Annotated in this window: 16 protein-coding genes; 6 read left to right on the forward strand and 10 right to left on the reverse strand. The window is 38.6% G+C overall.

Going from position 1 to position 17,319, the window contains the following annotated elements:
• Positions 1 to 14: 14 nt before the first annotated feature.
• Complete coding sequence (locus AC5SR4_RS10385; protein WP_495356177.1) at positions 15 to 611, forward strand: hypothetical protein; 597 nt, start codon at positions 15 to 17, stop codon at positions 609 to 611.
• A 244-nt stretch (positions 612 to 855) separates the two neighbouring features.
• Here AC5SR4_RS10385 and AC5SR4_RS10390 read toward each other — a convergent pair whose 3' ends face one another.
• Complete coding sequence (locus AC5SR4_RS10390) at positions 856 to 1,248, reverse strand: DUF1801 domain-containing protein (protein ID WP_495356178.1); 393 nt, start codon at positions 1,246 to 1,248, stop codon at positions 856 to 858.
• 176 nt (positions 1,249 to 1,424) lie between these two features.
• Between AC5SR4_RS10390 and AC5SR4_RS10395 the strand changes: the two genes are divergently transcribed.
• Together AC5SR4_RS10395 and AC5SR4_RS10400 are read left to right on the forward strand one after the other, a co-directional pair.
• Positions 1,425 to 1,580 (forward strand): hypothetical protein, encoded by a 156-nt coding sequence (locus tag AC5SR4_RS10395; RefSeq protein WP_495356179.1) that lies wholly within the window; start codon positions 1,425 to 1,427, stop codon positions 1,578 to 1,580.
• 295 nt (positions 1,581 to 1,875) lie between these two features.
• Entirely contained in the window at positions 1,876 to 2,181 is a 306-nt protein-coding gene (locus tag AC5SR4_RS10400) for a GNAT family N-acetyltransferase (RefSeq protein WP_495356180.1), read from the forward strand.
• A gap of 409 nt (positions 2,182 to 2,590) precedes the next feature.
• Here AC5SR4_RS10400 and AC5SR4_RS10405 read toward each other — a convergent pair whose 3' ends face one another.
• The 4 genes from AC5SR4_RS10405 to AC5SR4_RS10420 form a co-directional block, all read right to left on the reverse strand.
• Positions 2,591 to 3,343, reverse strand: a complete 753-nt coding sequence (locus AC5SR4_RS10405) for an NYN domain-containing protein (protein ID WP_495356181.1) — start codon at positions 3,341 to 3,343, stop codon at positions 2,591 to 2,593.
• Positions 3,344 to 3,386: 43 nt separating this feature from the next.
• Positions 3,387 to 4,292, reverse strand: a complete 906-nt coding sequence (locus tag AC5SR4_RS10410; protein ID WP_495356182.1) for a helix-turn-helix domain-containing protein — start codon at positions 4,290 to 4,292, stop codon at positions 3,387 to 3,389.
• A gap of 26 nt (positions 4,293 to 4,318) precedes the next feature.
• Positions 4,319 to 5,074 carry an SDR family NAD(P)-dependent oxidoreductase gene (locus AC5SR4_RS10415; protein WP_495356183.1) on the reverse strand — a complete coding sequence of 252 codons (756 nt, stop codon included), beginning with the start codon at positions 5,072 to 5,074 and terminating at the stop codon, positions 4,319 to 4,321.
• Positions 5,075 to 5,267: 193 nt separating this feature from the next.
• Positions 5,268 to 5,843, reverse strand: coding sequence for a lipocalin family protein (locus AC5SR4_RS10420; protein ID WP_495356184.1), 576 nt, complete (start codon positions 5,841 to 5,843; stop codon positions 5,268 to 5,270).
• A gap of 285 nt (positions 5,844 to 6,128) precedes the next feature.
• Here AC5SR4_RS10420 and AC5SR4_RS10425 point away from each other — a divergent pair, with 285 nt between their 5' ends.
• Positions 6,129 to 6,776, forward strand: a complete 648-nt coding sequence (locus AC5SR4_RS10425) for a hypothetical protein (protein WP_495356185.1) — start codon at positions 6,129 to 6,131, stop codon at positions 6,774 to 6,776.
• Positions 6,777 to 6,788: 12 nt separating this feature from the next.
• Positions 6,789 to 8,294 (forward strand): TlpA family protein disulfide reductase, encoded by a 1,506-nt coding sequence (locus AC5SR4_RS10430; protein WP_495356186.1) that lies wholly within the window; start codon positions 6,789 to 6,791, stop codon positions 8,292 to 8,294.
• A gap of 41 nt (positions 8,295 to 8,335) precedes the next feature.
• Here the strand turns inward: AC5SR4_RS10430 and AC5SR4_RS10435 are convergent, their stop codons facing one another.
• The 4 genes from AC5SR4_RS10435 to AC5SR4_RS10450 form a co-directional block, all read right to left on the reverse strand.
• Positions 8,336 to 9,508: a redoxin domain-containing protein gene (locus tag AC5SR4_RS10435; RefSeq protein ID WP_495356187.1), complete on the reverse strand. Its 1,173-nt coding sequence runs from the start codon at positions 9,506 to 9,508 to the stop codon at positions 8,336 to 8,338.
• 82 nt (positions 9,509 to 9,590) lie between these two features.
• Positions 9,591 to 10,970, reverse strand: coding sequence for a RagB/SusD family nutrient uptake outer membrane protein (locus AC5SR4_RS10440; protein ID WP_495356188.1), 1,380 nt, complete (start codon positions 10,968 to 10,970; stop codon positions 9,591 to 9,593).
• 18 nt (positions 10,971 to 10,988) lie between these two features.
• Positions 10,989 to 14,375 carry a SusC/RagA family TonB-linked outer membrane protein gene (locus AC5SR4_RS10445; RefSeq protein WP_495356189.1) on the reverse strand — a complete coding sequence of 1,129 codons (3,387 nt, stop codon included), beginning with the start codon at positions 14,373 to 14,375 and terminating at the stop codon, positions 10,989 to 10,991.
• A 342-nt stretch (positions 14,376 to 14,717) separates the two neighbouring features.
• On the reverse strand, positions 14,718 to 15,872 hold the full coding sequence (locus AC5SR4_RS10450) for a FecR family protein (RefSeq protein WP_495356190.1): 1,155 nt from the start codon (positions 15,870 to 15,872) through the stop codon (positions 14,718 to 14,720).
• Positions 15,873 to 15,995: 123 nt separating this feature from the next.
• Between AC5SR4_RS10450 and AC5SR4_RS10455 the strand changes: the two genes are divergently transcribed.
• Complete coding sequence (locus AC5SR4_RS10455) at positions 15,996 to 16,613, forward strand: RNA polymerase sigma factor (RefSeq protein ID WP_495356191.1); 618 nt, start codon at positions 15,996 to 15,998, stop codon at positions 16,611 to 16,613.
• A 43-nt stretch (positions 16,614 to 16,656) separates the two neighbouring features.
• Here the strand turns inward: AC5SR4_RS10455 and AC5SR4_RS10460 are convergent, their stop codons facing one another.
• Positions 16,657 to 17,259 (reverse strand): RNA polymerase sigma factor, encoded by a 603-nt coding sequence (locus AC5SR4_RS10460; protein WP_495356192.1) that lies wholly within the window; start codon positions 17,257 to 17,259, stop codon positions 16,657 to 16,659.
• Between the last annotated feature and the right edge of the window lie 60 nt (positions 17,260 to 17,319).

A 17,319-nucleotide genomic window follows, 5' to 3' on the forward strand; every position in this document is an offset into this window, starting at 1 on the left:
AAATAAAAGGCAACATGGGAAAAAAAGATGATTCTGAAAGAAAACTTACTATTCTTTTAAACGATTACAATATAACAAATGAAAAAATAGAACAGTTTTTAAAGGCACAGGTTGGTTACTTTGTTTCTGGTAATTTAATTGTATTTGGAATTTTAGGGGTGTTTGGTAATTCTAAAGAAAGCTTAGGCTTTACCGAAATATTATATTTAATACCAATAACAATACTAACTTATTTTGGGGTTATTATGTACCACTATCAAAGAACGTTAGCGTCGCAGGGATACAAAAAATATTTAGAACAAAAAATTAATGATCTTGCAGGAGAAAAATTGATTTTTTATGGCCAATTGGGTATGAAATATATGGAACGTGATAACAGGTTTGTTGTGTTTAATTTAATATCTTACGGTTTGTTGTTTTTAATTTCAATTTTTATATCCATTTTAGCTACAGTATATAATTTAGAAGATATTAGTAATATTATACTTTACTCGGTAATAGGCGTTACTGTTTTAATATTAACTTTATTTTGTTGGGCAGTTATTAAGGTAAAAAGTACATCATCAGAAATTTATAAAATAGCTATTAAAACAAATAAGTCAAAAAAATAAATCATCGACAATTAACTGTATACATGTTTTTGTTTCAAAAAAACTATATGCTATAATACCGCGTATGCGGTTAAAGTATTGTAGAAAATCATTAGGATGAATCCATTTTCCCCGTATGGGGATAAACAATACGTTTTTGCTAACTATATCTATCAATATGTGTAACCCCTGCTCTGCGAAGTTTGGAACTTCGTAGGGCCTTTATAGTAGCTAATACGCATTATGTTCTGGCATAATTTTCATGCTATTTAAGCCGTTCTAATCTTCCTTTTCTTTTTACTAGGTTTTTATAGTCCCATTGAATTTCTCTGGATTTTTGAAGCCATCTTTTTAAGTCGTTCGTGTCAATATCAAGCAGGGTATTGTAAAAGATGGATGCGTCTTTAAATTTCCCGCCTTTTGTACTTAAGGCTTCTTCGTTAAAATCTGAACCGCTCCAAAACATGAGCCTTATGCCCTTTTTCTGTTTACTATAGCCAACAGTAGGATTGCCGTTTAAGAACCAAACAGGGTGTGCGTGCCAAATTTTGCTTTCAGCTTCGGTTAATTCACTGTCAATGCACTTAGCGAGTAAGTTACAAATTTCTTTGTCTTCCAAGGTTTGCCTGTTGTTGTATGCTTGAATTTCAGAGCTCATATTTTTTGTGTTGTTTTATTTGGTTTAAACATGGAAATTTAAGAAAAACAACTATAATTTAGTAATTCCATATAATACTTATATTAAATAGCATAACTAAGTAACTAATATAGTTTTGGTATAAACATTGTTTTAAAACAAATAAATTATATAATTTTGTACAATATTTAAAAACTATGGCAATAGCAATTAAATCAATACCCATATTAAAAGATAAAGCGGCAGTACACTTTATATCTAAAGTCACTGAAAACTCTGCAAAGAAGTCTTCTATTGATTTTTCCCAACAGGCTTCTGTTGCATCAAAAATTTTAGCTAAAGCCAAATTATAAATAATAGCTTTGGGGTTTTTACTTGATAGCTGTACACTAAAACCTTATAATCAAAACATCATAGATAGTTGTAAGCCTTTTGATTGTGACCATCAGGATTTAAACGATTTTTTTTGCTAATGATGTAAATAACTATTCCTCGGAGCTATTAGGTAAAACATATTGTTTTACATTAGATGAAGATCCTACGGTAATTGTTTGTGCATTTACCATCTCAAATGATAGTATAAAGACAACACATTTACCTAATTCAAGAAAAAAGAAAGTAATTAAGGAAATTCCCAGACAAAAACATATGCGTAGTTATCCTGCGGTGCTTATAGGGCGTTTAGGCGTTCATAAAGATTATAGAATTATTGAAGGAGAAGAAGATAACACAGGTAAGCAGTTAATGGATTTTATTAAATCTTGGTTTATTGATGGAGCCAATAAAACAGGCTGCAGGTTTATAGTTGTTGACTCCTACAATGAACCAAGAGCACTAAGATACTATGCAAAAAATGGCTTTGAAGGTCTATTTAGTACAGAAGAACAGGAAAAAGAATATACAGGATTACCTGAAGGAGCAGACTTAACAACAAGACTTATTTTTTTGATTTAATTATTCTGGCAAAGGGATAACATTTGCTATTGTTTTATTTTTACGCTCCCGACATAACACCGACAATAATCCAATGATAGACCAATATAAATGCCATCCTCGTTTGTAAAACGAGAGTAATTTTCCACTATGTTTACCCTTGTATTAGCATAAAGGGTATTAACTAAACCCTTGCTGAGCTTCGACTTCGTTTTCCCCGTATGGGGATAAACAATACGTTTTTGCTAACTATATCTATCAATATGTGTAACGCCTACGCCGTAAAGGGTTAACGGGTAATAATTTGTTCTACAATACTTTATGTCCTACGGACAAGTAAAAATATTGAAAAACCAAAGTTCCTTACAGTTGTGGTTACAAACTTTGGTCCAGCAATGGCAGTTAGCATTTTTAACAAAACCACCTAATACTATTTAGCTTTGGTTTTGCGCTTTTGTTTGTTTCTTACATAAATTAATTTATGTCGGCTTTTAGGGTTTTCCCGTTGTTCAATATCAAAGCGGTCGGTAGATTTTATAAGCGGTGTTAGCTTTTCAAAACCATAATTCCTCGAGTCGAAATTGGGTTTCTTTTTCTGTATTAAACTGCCCACATCCCCCAGAAAGGCCCAACCATCATCATCCGATAGATCGTTAATGGTGCTTCTAATAAGGTTGATGTCTTTTTCGGTAATCTTATCTACAGAAGGCTCGGCAGTTTCTTTGTTGTCAACCTTTTCTTCGGTTTGTTTCTTTAAGATTTCTATATAAATAAATTTATCGCAGGCTACAATAAACGGGTTAGGTGTTTTCTTCTCACCAATGCCTATAACTTGCATGCCGGCTTCTTTTAGTCGGGTAGCCAGTCGTGTAAAATCACTGTCGCTGGATACCAGACAAAACCCATCAACCTTATTACTGTATAAAATATCCATCGCATCGATAATCATGGCAGAGTCGGTCGCATTTTTGCCCGAGGTATAGGCATATTGTTGTATGGGAGTTATGGCATTCTCCAATAGCAGGCTTTTCCATTTATACAGGCCCGGTCGGGTCCAGTCGCCATAAATTCGTTTTATGGTAGGATTGCCGTATTTGGCAATTTCTTCCATCATTTCCTTAACATTGGCAGAGGGTATGTTGTCGCCATCTATAAGAACAGCGATATTTTTGCTTTGATTCATTCTGTAAATTTAACCAAAGATAAGTAAATACTTGGCAACAGGCTTAATTAAAAGCCGCCCGAAATTCCAAAGGCGTTTGTTTGGTTTTCGATTTGAATAATTTACTAAAGGATTGCGGATGCTCGAACCCGAGGATATAGGCGATTTCACTCACCGATAAATGGGTGGTAGAGAGCTGTGTTTTGGCAACCTCAATAATTTTGTTATGGATGTGTTGCTGGGTGGTTTGCCCTGTTAGGCTTTTTAGCATACTGCTAAGGTAGTCGGGCGTTACATGCAACTTTTCGGCCACGTCGTGTACGCTGGGCAAGCCGTGTTCTGCCGCGGTGTCTTGGTTTAGTGCGGCGTTTAAGACGTCTTCCAATTGTCCTAAGAGGGCGTGGTTAGATACCTTGCGGGTTAGGAACTGGCGCTGGTAAAACCGCTCGGCATAGTTAAGCATAAGGGCGATTTGTGTGATGATGATTTCCTGGCTGAACTGATCGATATTACCCCGGTACTCCGACCGGATGTTTTTTAAAATACCTGCAACGGTCTGTTCTTCTTTATCGGATAGAAACAGGGCCTCGCGTACCGAGTAGTTAAAGAAGGGGTAACTCTTAATGGTTTTTGCCAAGGAGGTACCGAATAGAAAATCAGGATGGACGGCCAGGATCCATCCCGATGGTGTTTTATGGGCGTTGGGTTGTAACTCCACACTAATAACTTGCTCGGGCGCAAAGAAGGTCATAAGTCCCTCGTCAAAGTCATAAGACTGCTGACCATAGCGGTACTTGCCCACCACATCCTTTTTTAAGGACATGCTGTAGAATTCCTGCACCCACTTGAGCCTGTTGGTGGGCGATTCGTGTTTTACCTGCGCATAGTCAATCAAACTAATCAGGGGATGTTCCGGTTGTGGCAAGCCGTTAAACCGGTGCAAGTCGCTTATGGTTTTAAGTCGTTCCATGAGGTGTGCAATTTACAATATAATCCTTAAATATTTTGTCCGCCGGACACTTCAATACGCTGGGCGTTGACCCAACGGGCGGCTTCGGTACATAAAAAGGCGGCAATGCCCCCAATATCATCAGGAAGCCCTACGCGTCCTAAAGCGGTAGCATCTGCTACGTGTTTGTTAAGCTGTGCGTTATCACGTACCGCACCCCCTTGGAAATCGGTTTCAATAGCACCCGGTGCCAAGGTATTGGCCGCAATCCCTTTGGGGCCTAATTCTTTGGCAAGGTAGCGGGTAAAGACTTCAATACCCCCTTTCATCATGGCGTAAGCCGCATAACCGGGTAGGGAGAAGCGTGCCAGTCCGGACGACACGTTTATGATGCGTCCGCCGCTGTTGATGTACGGAATGGCTTCTTGGGTTAAAAAGAACACGCCTTTAAGGTGCACGTTTACCATGGCGTTAAACTGTGCTTCGGTAGTATCGGTAATGGGTTGAAAATTACCATACCCGGCATTGTTGATTAAGAAATCGAAATTTTTAGAGCCCTCGGTGGCTTCCAGATAGTCGGTAACGTCGGTTATAAACGCTTTAAAGGTCTCGGTTTTCGTGGTGTCCAGTTGAAACGCTCTGGCGGTTCCGCCCTGCGCTTCAATGGTATTTACGACCATATCGGCCTCGGTGTTATTACTGTGATAGGTAATGATGACATGAATGCCTTGTTCGGCAATTTTTAATGCCATGTTTTTCCCCAATCCGCGGCTTCCGCCGGTGATAATGGCTGTTTTACGCATGGTGTTGTTTTTTTAATGTTTTGATACAGCAAAGTTGCGGAAGTCTTGGCGAACCCATGTAGCCAAATCCGGGAGGGTTGTAGTTGAAAAAGAAAAAGGGACCCCATGGGTCCCTTTTAATTATACTTACTTAAATATTTTGGATAAGCCTTCTTCCTGGCGATAACCGTAAAGGTTGTTAGTAGGGTTAGCCTTATCTGCTACATACCATGTCAACATGCATGGTTGCCTTAATGGTGGCTCCCGATTGTGATAGGTCTTGTTTTTGTGTAACGCTCAAGCGTAGGGTCGTGGTATTAAGTTCTTTAATAGTATAATCAACCGAAGCCGGACCGTCCACCACATCGATGGCACCGGGTGTTGATATGGAAAATACATCGCCGGTTACCGTAAGGGTATTGCCTTTAAGAGACCAGGCACCTTCAGACTCAAAATTATCTACAGGGACTACTTGCGAGTAGTCTTGACCATTAATGTCGTAGGTAAGAAGCATGTTGTAAGACCCTTGCGATTGTATTGTATTTGGGCTATCGGTAAAAATAACGGTGGCATCTAAATCTTGACCTACACCCTCAAACGTAGAGGTTAGAGTAGTTCCGGAATAGCTGGTAGTCGTTTCACCGTCATAGGTAAAGTCGGTCAACGTCCAGGTACCCAAAAGCTCTTCATTGTTTACAGGATCTCCACTGTCACTGCTACAACCGGTTAATGAAATAGTGCCCATACATGTGATGGCGATAATGAATAATCTGAGTTTGTTTTTAATCATAATTGAAATTTATGTTAATAGTTATAAGAATATGCCTGCTAAATTAGATAATATAAATGATTGCAGTGTAATCTTTTTATTAACATATTGTAAACAGAAAAAGGTAATATGGTATTTTAGTATCTTTAGGCACTCAGGAAAATTATTTGCAAGTTTTGGTGCTATTATTGGATCGCTGGTTGCGATTTTTAAAAAGGCAGAAACGTTTTAAATTTATGGTAAACAGGAAAACTGGGACACGTTTAGGGCGGTTAAGCAGAAAAATTGCTTGTATTTAAGTAATAAATGAAATATTTAAGGTTAGTTATTCGTCCGTTATTTATGGGCGCCATGTTTTACTTATTTATATTATTAGCCAATAATTCACATTTGGTTGCAGATGATGTTATTAAAACTTGTACCGCTTTAATAGCCGGAGCCCTGTTTATGTATTTGATGGTTTATGCTGTGATTTATGATAGGCTGAGTTTAAGTGTTGCCGGTATTGGATTTATAGTGATGCGTGTTTTGTTTTCCATAGGCATGCCGATTTATTTAATAATTAATCAGGTTTTTTTTAAGGACGATTCTGAGTTAAAGCCAGCAAATTCGTTTATGCCAAAATCTAACAAGGAGGTTATTGTAAATTTTGATAAATGCCATAAAATTAAGTATGGGACTTTTGTTGTAGGAGGGTTTGACACCATTGTAAGGTACTCTGAAAATCAAAAAGATTATGAAACAATAAAGACCTATAACAACGAAGTGACCAACAGAATTTCGTGGTTAGATAGTTGCTCGTATATTAGATTTGATGAACATTCAGGGGCGGTTTGGGAATATGTGAAATTGGGGGATTTTGGTAAAAATGGGCATAGTATTTATACAAGACCTGCTAGAAGCTATGATCTGTCTGAGGAAAAGATTGAATTTGTAAGCTCGGTTAAAGAATAAAAGAAATAAATAATGAAGAAGATAGTAGAAACTACGCTATTGCTATTATGTTTAACAGCATGCCTAAGTTGTAACAAGGAAAGTGAGCGCCGGCAGGTTCACATTCAGGGCCGGGTAGAAGGTACATTACCTGTGGCTATTGAATACACGACGCCTATGGAAGGTACTTGGTTTTATGGCAATAAAAAGACGGTTACTACGGACAGTTCAGGGCACTTTAGTATGACCATAGCTGTTGATAAAGCAGCGTTTGTATCCTTATATATTTCAAGGAAAGCAGATGGGGTGTTGCTGGTAGAACCGGATAAGACTTATGAGGTCGTTTTTGATTTGAATAAGACCGAAAAACCGTTTATGGTGACATCGGCCGACAGTGCCTTGCAAAGTTTTTACAACCAACGGCCGCATCCCGAATTTTACATGCTTGCCCTAAACGATTTTTACAGGGATTCTATACCCTCGATTGCATCTAGAATAAAGACCCTTAAAACGGACGATCTTCGGGAGCTGTCGCAATTACAGGAACAGAACACGATATCGGAACAGGCCTATGAGTTGGCGGTGTTGGATAGGCAAGTGTACTACACTGCTTTAGAAACCGGCGTAGCCGGCATGCTATTAAAAAGGTTGTTGTATGAAGGAAAACAGGATCAGGCAGAGGCACTCGTTGCTTTTTGGGATGCTACTATTAGTATTGAGCAATTAAAGGCAGCAGATTACGAACGCTCCCCCTGGTTTTATGCCTTGGTACACAATACGTTGTGGTATAATAAATATGCCCAAGACCAACCCAATGCCGAGACCATGACTAAGATGAACGATGCCGATAAGCACTTGTATTTTAGAAGGGATGCCGCAAAAGAATACCTGAAAGGCAAAGCACTGGAATATTATTTAGCATCCTTTATATATTTTGAAAGTTGGCAGACCAGCGACTATTCTAAAACCATGCTAACACTTTACGAGGGGTTTAAAGAGACCTATCCGGACAGTCCGTACAACCCTTATTTAGCCGAGGTCGTACAACCCATTGTTGATTTTCATAATACGCTAGAAAACACACCTGCGAATACGAACATACGCCTGGTAGAGCACCCGGAACAGATAGACACCTTTGATGCGCTTATGAAACAGTTTGCCGGACACAAGGTTTTTGTGGACATATGGGGCACTTGGTGCGGTCCTTGTAAAAAAGAGTTTGAGCATAAGGCGGAATATTCCGAGGTGCTAAAGTCTAATAACATAACACCGCTTTATATTTGTGAGGGACGATCTAGTAAAGAAAAGGTTTGGAAGGAGATGATCGCGTATTACGATTTGGAAGGCTACCATATACAAACCAATACGGCCTTGCTGGAAGATATTTTTAAACGGTTTGGCAATCGGGGATCGTTTGCATACCCGCGGTATTTGTTGGTAGATGAACAGGGGCAGGTGGTAAACGACAAGGCCAGTTACCCTTCTAAAACAGACCGGCTGGAAGCACAAATACAGGCGGCTTATGAAGCATCATTATGATAAAAAATAAAAGGGGACTGTTGAGTCCCCTTTTTAAATGCTTACTTAAATATTTTGGATAAGGCTTCTTCCAACCGATAGCCCCTAAGGTTCTTATCGATTACTTTTCCCTGTGGGTCTATTAAAAGATTTGTTGGGATGGCTTTGACATCGTAAAGCACGGCAGCTTCATTTTTAAAGCCCTTTAAATCGGATACGTGTGTCCACGGCAAGCCCTCTTGTTCTATGGCTTTAAGCCAGGCGTTGCGCTTGGTATCCAACGATACGGCCAACACATCAAAACCTTTATCGTGATATTTGTTATAGGCCAAAACCACGTTGGGGTTTTCGGCTCTACAGGGTGCACACCAGGAGGCCCAAAAATCCAAAAATAGATAGGAGCCTTTAAAGTCTGACAGACTTACCGGGTTGCCATCGGGGTCGTTTTGGGTAAAGTCCAGTGCGGGTTTGCCAATACCGGTACGCTTTTTATTCACGCTTTCTATAAATGCAACGGCATTTTCACTGGTTTTTAAGGTGTCGGCCAATGCGTCATAAATGGGCATTAGTACGTCTTTGTCAAAACTTTTATCGGCAAAATCCTTGAGTATTTTTAAACTGAAATACGAATCGGGGTTTTGTTTGGCGAAAGCCAATAATGCTGAATCTTCACGTTTTTTGTGAGCGTTTCTAAAATCCAATAATTCTTTTTGCAGTTGTTCTTTTTCTTTAGAAGAGGCGGTTTCTTTAATAGCGGTACTAAGGCGCGAAAACTCATTCATATAGGCTTTAGAAAAAACAAGCTTATTATAGGCTTTAAAATCGGCGTTTATTTTTGAGCCTGTAATAGTGGCATCTTTAAGCTGGCCGTCCACTTCTATAACTATATTGTCATTATCTAGATATAGTGTGAGCATATCATCAATGTCGTTTAAAGACGTTAAACCCGAAGCGTCCTCTTTTTTAAGCAGTAAGGCTATTTGGCTCGGTTCTGAGACCGCGTTGCCCTTAAAGGTAAAAACGCCGTCTTTGATACTGACGGAGTCTATAATGGATGCTTTGCTAAACCGCATGATGGAGCTTGCCAGATACATCTTGGCATTGGGGTTATCTAAATGGCTCATCTTAACGGTGATGCTGTAACCGTTAGGGGTGTTTGCATTGTCCTTGTTGCTTTTACAGCCACTCAATGTTAAAAGGGTGTAACAAAGCAAGATACTTTTTTTTAATAGCATAATATATATTTAAAAACGGTTTAAAAAAGGAACCCATACTATTTTAAGCGAATTCATAAAATAGTATGGGTTTTATTGCGGGTTAATAGCCCGGGTTTTGTGTTAAATTAGGGTTTTTAAGGCGGTCCTCATTCGGTATGGGGTACAAGACCGCTTCAGGAACCCATCCGGGTTTTGCGGCTCCAAAAATGGCATCGGCCTGTCCGGTACGCTTCACATCAAACCAACGGTGCGACCACTCGCCAAAGAGTTCTCTGGCCCGTTCGGCATAAATATCCTGTAGCATAGCAGCCTTGGTCGTTGCCGTGGTACCTGAAAGTTCGCCTCGCGAACGAATCACATTTAAATCAGACGCGGCACTGTTTAAGCCCGTAATGTTATCTTGCTGTGCTCTGGCTTCGGCTCGAATTAGGTACATTTCTGCCAATCTCAACACCATGTTAGCTTCTGGCTTTTCTGGCCCAGAGGTGTTGGAATAAGACTTGTACTTATAAGGTCCAAGTAAAGTAGGGGTTAACCAAATATCGCGTCGTGCATCATCTGCCGGGATATTAGCAGCAAATGGGCCCGTTAAACGGTAACGTGGTGAGGCAGGAGAGGTTAAAAATAAATTGACTTTAGTGTATCTATTGTCACCATTGGCCAATTGGAAGATGCTTTCGCGCGAATCGGCGTAAAATACATCTTCTAAAGGCTCTAATTGATAAATGTTATTGTTAATAATTGTACTTGCTAAGCTTTCGGCAGCCCCCCAATCTTCTTGATAGAGTTTAACCCTAGCCAATAAGGCTGTGGCCGACCACTTATTGGCCCGATAGCGATCGCCTGCTTCTGTATAGATTGTACCACTTAGTGTGTTTTGGGCATCTATTAAATCAGTTTCAATTTGTACATATACATCAGCTACGGGCGTACGGGGTAACAGTCGGATTACATCATAATCTGTATCTAAATTAAGAGGAACGTCGCCCCAAAGGTTTACTAAATAGAAATAGCAAAAGGCCCTTATAAACTTAGCTTCACCAATCAATTGAGCTTTTATTTCGGGTTCTATAGCATTCGAGTTGGAGAGGTTGTTAATTATATTATTGCATTGATAGATAATATTATAAAAACCACGCCACATATTTAAAATGGTACTGCTATTAGAAGCAATAACATTATCTATGAACATGGTTTCCTCAGTAGAGTAACTCGTTTTCTCCAGTTCATCTGAAGACAGGCCAACCATTCTAAATATAAATAACGTGGCGTTACTATAGTTGGTATAGGCATATACGCCGCGCATGGCTGCTTGTGCAGAGCCTTCACTGGAAAAGACATCATCGGTGCTTACCAAATCTGGTGGTAAGTCTACGTCAACGAAGTCTTCACAACTGAAACAACAAAAGAGTGCCAAAACAAGAGCGACCGGTATGGTTTTATTTAAACGAAGCATTATGTTTTTATTTTTTAATTTCATGACGAATAGTTTTAAAAATTAAAGACTAATTTGAACACCTAAAATAAAGGTGCGTAATGGAGGTAACCTATTAAGCGTTGCCGATTCAGGATCGCCGACTTTATACGGTGAAAAGGTTAATAAATTTTGTCCCTGTGCATATACACGTAATGAACTCATACCAATGTTTTCCATTATTTTTTCTGGAAAATCGTACGATAGGGCCACGTTTTTTAAGCGTATGAAAGAGACATCAGTATATCTGAAATCGGAGAAATAGGCAGGGACATGGCCGCCATTTAAGTTAAAAAGATCAAAAAACGACGCTCTTGTGGTGAATTTTTGTATATCGGTTACATCGCCCGGGTTTTGCCAACGGTTTAAAACCACATCGGGATAGTTGATACCGGGTGCGCCCACAGGACTAGTTAAAGAGGTATATGAACCAATCCAGTTGGATCCTTTTTGCTTTCTAAATTGAAGCAGGAAATCTAACGTAAGGCGCTTGTATGTGATGGTGTTTTGAAACCCTCCGTAATACTCTGGATCGGTATTGAGCAGAGGTACAAAATCACCACCCACTTCTGCATCGAATACACCATTATCGTTATAATCCTTTACCTCGTAAAGACCGTTTTCGGGGTTTACGCCAATAAGATCGGCTCCAATCACCGTGTTTAGGGATTGCCCAATTATGTAGTAGCTATTGTAAGATGAGTCTTCAAGACCTGGGAATTCCAAAAGTTTATTGCTCGGGATGGTAATATTAAAACTGGTGCTCCAACTTAAGTCTTTTGTATGGATATTATTGGAAATCACTTGTAATTCTACCCCTTGGTTTTGTACCAACACATCTTTTAAATTGTTTACCACGTTATTGTAGCCGGTTATGCCCGGTAGCGGATAGCTCACCAACGGATCGGATGAATTGTTTCGGTACCATGCGGCCGAGAATTGGAGCTTGTTTTTAAACAAGTTCAAGTCCATAGCCACCTCTGTTTTGATATTCTTTTCCCAATGTAAGGCCGAATTGAATAGCGAAGATGGTACTAATGCCGTTTCGCCATTGTAGTTGTTTAGCCCGAAACCAGATTCATACACATCATGGTATTTATAGTTTCCAATTTTATCATTTCCGGTAACTCCATAACTGGCTCGTAATTTGGCAAAGCTTATAAAGGATACATCTTTTAAAAAGGGCTCGTTGCTTAGCAACCAGGCGGCTCCCACGGCACCAAAATTTGAAAATCGGAATGCAGGACCAAAACGACTGGAGCCATCGCGTCTTCCGGTTAAGTTTACAATGTACTTGTTGTTGTAGTTGTAATTGATACGCCCAAAAAAGGCGCTGTATTTGTACTCCGAAAAATTACTGTCTGGCGTACCGAACATTTCTGGTGTTACGACCGATAAGGTACCAATCAAGTCATCATCTTCATAACCTCTGATGTTGATTTTATAGCCTTTGTCTTCCTGACTTTGAAACGAGCCACCAAAAAGGATGTTTAAGCTGTGGTCTCCAAACACGCGGTTGTAAGTTACTTGTGGTTCTGCAATCCAGCTTTTAAAGGTTCTGTGACCGAATAGGTAGGAGCCATCGGCCCCGGTTCTATCCAAAGGATTTACCGATTTGGAGGTCCATTTACGGTCTTCATCGGTGGTGATAATGTTATAGCCAATACTACTTCTTACCGTAAAGCCCGGGAAGAATTCATAAGACAGTACGGCATTGGTATTGAGTGTAGTGATTCTGGCTTCGTACTTTCTTTTGGTGTATGCTAAGGGATTATCTGTATCGTATCCTCCCTCATTCCAGGCGATATCTCCGTTATCTTCATACAATTTATAATTGGGAGGCAAGGATAAGGCAAAAGAAAGATCGGTGGATGTACTGGTATTCAAAGTAGACGTATAACTTCCGGTAAAAGTCCCTGTAAATTTTTTGTTGGCAGAGTTGGTGGTTGCACTAAATCTGCCCGAAGCTCTGGTGTTGGGAAAATCACCCGGAATCACCATAGTTTCTTTGTGGTAACTACCGCCTAAAATAAACTGTGTTAACTCCGTACCACCTGATACAGAAGCTTGTACATCGGTGGTATACGCCGTGCCTCCAATTAATTGTTTGGCAAGATTGTTGTCTCTTAAAGTATCGTATTGTACCAGATCGTACACGCGGTTTCTAACAGACAGGCTGGGGCTGTTGGCCATGGTTTCCAGATCCAGACCATCATTGGCCAAGGCTTCTTTACGCATGGCTACGTACTCTTTTGTGGTTAACATGTTTGGTAAGGGGGCCATACTTACCCCGTTGGAAACGTTGAGGTTGAATTTGGGCTTGCCTTTTTTTCCTTTTTTGGTGGTAATTAAAATAACACCACTAGCACCGCGACTCCCGTAGATCGCAGTAGCATCAGCGTCTTTCAAAACTTCTATACTCTCAATATCCCCAATGTTTAAACTATATAGTGGGCTGATACCACTAAGCGACGAGGCGCTGATGGCCGAGGGTAATTGGTTGAGTGTTTCATTGCCACTGGCTAATGGAACATTGTCTATAATATATAGAGGCTCATCGGAGGCCCCGTTAATATTATCAATTTGTGTACGGCCGCGGATTTCCACTTCAAACGCTGCTCCGGGGTTCCCATTGTTTTGGGTAATGACCATACCGGGAACACGGCCCTGCAAGGCAGCCATAGGATCGGTAACGGGCGACAGGCTTAAATCTTCGCTGGATACCTTACTGATATTTCCTGTTTTTAAACGCTCGGTTGTAGAATAATAACCAGCATTAATAGTGACTTCTTCTAGGGTGCTTACACTTTCTTTAAGGGTAATATTGATGGTGTTTTGATTGCCCACAACAATTTCTTGAGGCTCAAAACCCAATGCGGAAAACACTAGAACATTTTCTGGATTGGCTACTGTAAGGGCGTAAAGGCCGTCAAAATTTGTCGCGGTTCCTTTGGTGGTCCCTTTTATAAGTACCGTTACACCGGGGACAGCCATCCCTTTTTCATCAATGACCTTACCTGAAACCCTGAGCTGTTGCTTGGTTTTACCCTCTTTGATAATAATGGTATTGTTAAGGGTAACGATGATGTTTAAATCTTTACCCGACAAACTTTTTGCCAATAAACTGTTGGTTGTAATGGTCCCTTTTTGTACTTGAATGCTTGGGAAATCTTCAAAAATGCCTTTTTCATATATAAATCTGTAGTCGGTTTGATACATAATCAAATCGAATACTTCGTCTACGGTCAAACGCTTATCGGCATCTATTTTCACTTTAGAGTTTTGGGACAACATACTGTTTGGCGTAAAACTAAATACGGCGGCACAGCATAAGAAAATAAGCGTTTTTGTCATAATTATCAAGAGTCGTTTTCTTCTAAGGAATCCGACATTAGTTAATTTTAATTCCATAAATTTGTAATGTTATTGGTTAGTGAATATTAATCAGTAATCTTAAATAGGGGGATAAGGTTTTTGCTTTCGACGGTTTAAACTTTACTCCCTTTTTTTATTCCCGCGAAATCGAAGATTCATGAATACCTTAATTTAAGATAAGATGAATGAATAAGGCGGGAATCTCAGGTTTAGAGGTTTAGCTTACTTGTTAGTTTTAGCGGCGGATGGCAAACTCTAAACTCCTAAACTTACTTTTTACGTTGGATGCTGTTTCATAATCGTGGTTTTTAGTGGTTAGTTTTTCAGTGATCATTTATCAATTAACATTGATCAGTGATAAATGTTAATTGTTTATTGTTATTTAAGAATAATCGTCTTCCCATGTATCTCATAGTTGCTCAACGACACCGATTTTATAGCTGATAGTATTTCTTCAATACTTTGATCTTTACTTAAAATACCTTTAAACTTTACTTTTTCAATAGCTTTATTTTCAAAAATAACTTCCATGTCATACCAGCGGGCCAATACTTTCATGATTTCTTTTAAGGATCCATCTGTAAATCTGAAGATACCATCTTTCCATGATATTTCGTTATAAACATTTACTGTTGCAACCGTTATTTGATTGGTTTTTAAGTTAAGGCTGGTTTGCTGGCCCGGTACCAAGGACTGTGTTTTACCATTGTAGTGCACCAACACCTTGCCTTTTGCCAAAGTGGTGTATACATGCGATTCGTCTTTGTAAGCTTTAACATTGAATTCGGTTCCCAATACCTGTATTTCCTGTTGGTTATGAAGTACTTTAAAATCGGCCCCCAGATGTTCAGTACTGTGGGACACTTCAAAATAGGCTTCCCCATAGGCTAATTCTACTAGTCGACTTTCGCCCTCTATAAAACTGATTGGGTATTTTAATTGGGTTTCAGAATTTAACCAAACTTTGGTACCATCAGAAAGCTTAATAAAAAACTGCCCGCCTCTAGGTACTGTTAAAATATTATATTCTATCTCTTTTTTTCCTTTTTCTCCAGATTGATAAACAATTTCTTCTCCATTGCTGGTGGCATTATCATTTTCATAAAACGCACCTTGTTCCAGTGCTAACTCTGAGCCATCTTCTAGTGTTAAAGTGGCCTTATTTGTACCAATTTCAATTTGGTTATTAACTATAATAGGTTTTTGTAATTCACTTGTATGGTCTCCTTTACTTAAAATTATGGTTAATGCAAAAATGAGTATAACGGCGGCAGCATAACCGGACCATCTAAATACCTTGATGCGGTTTTGTTTTTGTTTTTGCTTTCTTAACTCTGCTAAATATTTTTTCTTTACCTTTTCAGGATTAAAGGCGTTTAAACTCGAATCCATTATATAGTTTGTCTTTACATAACTTTGGAATATTAGATTGTTTTTAGGGTCTTTAAGCCATTCTTTTAAATGCTCCAAATCATTAGTATTTGTTTCATTCATAAGAAAATTAATACATGCCTTTTTATCTCTTTTAGTCATTTTTATCTAAAGCTTATATTATTAATACGGATGAGATTTAATACTACCCACAATTTTCAAGAAAAAAATTATAAATTTACACAAAGTTTATGCGTATTTAACACTTAAATTACTTGTATACAGATGAATGACAAAATCCTTATTGAAAATTTAATCCAAGGAAATGAAAGCACTTATACTTATGTAATGGACCACTATTATAATAGATTATGTGTATATGCATTAAACCTAACTAAAGATAAATATAAAGCTGAAGATGTTGTTCAAAATGTGTTTTTAAAACTGTGGTCTAAAAGAAAACAATTATCAACCGAGCATGCTATTAAAAGCTACCTTTACAAATCTGTATATAATGAGTTTATAGACCAATATAGGAAAAGTAAATTAATGTCGCCTCTTGAAGAGGAGCATGTTAAACACCTTAATGCAATTGTTGAGGACCAGGATATTAATGAAACCAATAGGTTGATTGAAATTGTAAAAAAGGAAATTGAAAAATTGCCAATAAAATGTAAAACAATTTTCACTATGGCTAAATTGGAAGGATTGACCTATAAGGAAATTGCAGAGTATCAAAAAATTTCAGTCAGAACCGTTGAGAACCAAATGCAAAAAGCTTTTGAAATTATAAGGCAAGAAGTGGGTGATAAAATAGACACAATTTTGTTTCTTCTTTTTAAAAATGAAAGTTTAATTCAATTTCATGCCCTGGCTAAGTCATCACCTTATAAAATGATTTAATAGGCGTTAATTCATCATGTATTGTTTGTTGTTTTTACAATGCTTATTTGCGGAAGCGTGGGTTTATTTTAGGAAGGTCAAACAATAAAAACAAAATACCATCCATACGTTCACCAATTTTTTTACGAAGCCGCGCATAGGCATTAAGCATGTGCCCTTCAACAGTTTTAATGGAAATTTTAAGGTATTCGGCTATTTCTACATTTAGAAGCCCCTCTTTTTTACTTAACAAAAACACCTCTTTGCACTTTGTAGGCAATTTTTCAATTTCCTCCTTCATAATCTGTATGGTTTGTTCCAGATCTTGGTCTTGATCTTCAACCACTTGGTTAAGTGTATCCATATATTGTTTTTCTATGGCCATAAAGCTACGTTGGTAGCGTGCATAATCTATAAACTCATTATAAACGGTTTTATATAAAAAGTTTTTTAAGGACTTGGTGGGGTGTAGGGTCTTACGTTTTTGCCATATCCTTACAAAAACGTTTTGTACCAAATCCTCGGCCACGGCCATATCATGCGTTAGGCTTGCTGCATATACACATAATTTGTGATGATAGGTTTTTAATAAATGGTCATAAGCCTCGGGCTTACCTTCTACAAGGTCAGCTATTAAGGTTGCGTCCGATTTATAAACCGTTTTCATTTTTTTTTTAGATTCAAAAATTGCTAAGCCATTTTGTGTTCAATAAATATTAATTAAACT

Source organism: Aestuariibaculum scopimerae (assembly GCF_059428085.1).

Excerpts from the sequence above, each read along its gene's own strand:
- AC5SR4_RS10410 (WP_495356182.1), bottom strand. The coding sequence starts at position 4,292 with ATGGAACGACTTAAAACCATAAGCGACTTGCACCGGTTTAACGGCTTG.
- AC5SR4_RS10450 (WP_495356190.1), bottom strand. The coding sequence starts at position 15,872 with ATGACTAAAAGAGATAAAAAGGCATGTATTAATTTTCTTATGAATGAA.
- AC5SR4_RS10415 (WP_495356183.1), bottom strand. The coding sequence starts at position 5,074 with ATGCGTAAAACAGCCATTATCACCGGCGGAAGCCGCGGATTGGGGAAA.
- AC5SR4_RS10445 (WP_495356189.1), bottom strand. The coding sequence starts at position 14,375 with ATGGAATTAAAATTAACTAATGTCGGATTCCTTAGAAGAAAACGACTC.
- AC5SR4_RS10435 (WP_495356187.1), bottom strand. The coding sequence starts at position 9,508 with ATGCTATTAAAAAAAAGTATCTTGCTTTGTTACACCCTTTTAACATTG.
- AC5SR4_RS10395 (WP_495356179.1), top strand. The coding sequence starts at position 1,425 with ATGGCAATAGCAATTAAATCAATACCCATATTAAAAGATAAAGCGGCA.
- AC5SR4_RS10420 (WP_495356184.1), bottom strand. The coding sequence starts at position 5,843 with ATGATTAAAAACAAACTCAGATTATTCATTATCGCCATCACATGTATG.
- AC5SR4_RS10390 (WP_495356178.1), bottom strand. The coding sequence starts at position 1,248 with ATGAGCTCTGAAATTCAAGCATACAACAACAGGCAAACCTTGGAAGAC.
- AC5SR4_RS10425 (WP_495356185.1), top strand. The coding sequence starts at position 6,129 with ATGAAATATTTAAGGTTAGTTATTCGTCCGTTATTTATGGGCGCCATG.
- AC5SR4_RS10405 (WP_495356181.1), bottom strand. The coding sequence starts at position 3,343 with ATGAATCAAAGCAAAAATATCGCTGTTCTTATAGATGGCGACAACATA.
- AC5SR4_RS10400 (WP_495356180.1), top strand. The coding sequence starts at position 1,876 with ATGCGTAGTTATCCTGCGGTGCTTATAGGGCGTTTAGGCGTTCATAAA.
- AC5SR4_RS10460 (WP_495356192.1), bottom strand. The coding sequence starts at position 17,259 with ATGAAAACGGTTTATAAATCGGACGCAACCTTAATAGCTGACCTTGTA.
- AC5SR4_RS10440 (WP_495356188.1), bottom strand. The coding sequence starts at position 10,970 with ATGAAATTAAAAAATAAAAACATAATGCTTCGTTTAAATAAAACCATA.
- AC5SR4_RS10455 (WP_495356191.1), top strand. The coding sequence starts at position 15,996 with ATGAATGACAAAATCCTTATTGAAAATTTAATCCAAGGAAATGAAAGC.
- AC5SR4_RS10385 (WP_495356177.1), top strand. The coding sequence starts at position 15 with ATGGGAAAAAAAGATGATTCTGAAAGAAAACTTACTATTCTTTTAAAC.
- AC5SR4_RS10430 (WP_495356186.1), top strand. The coding sequence starts at position 6,789 with ATGAAGAAGATAGTAGAAACTACGCTATTGCTATTATGTTTAACAGCA.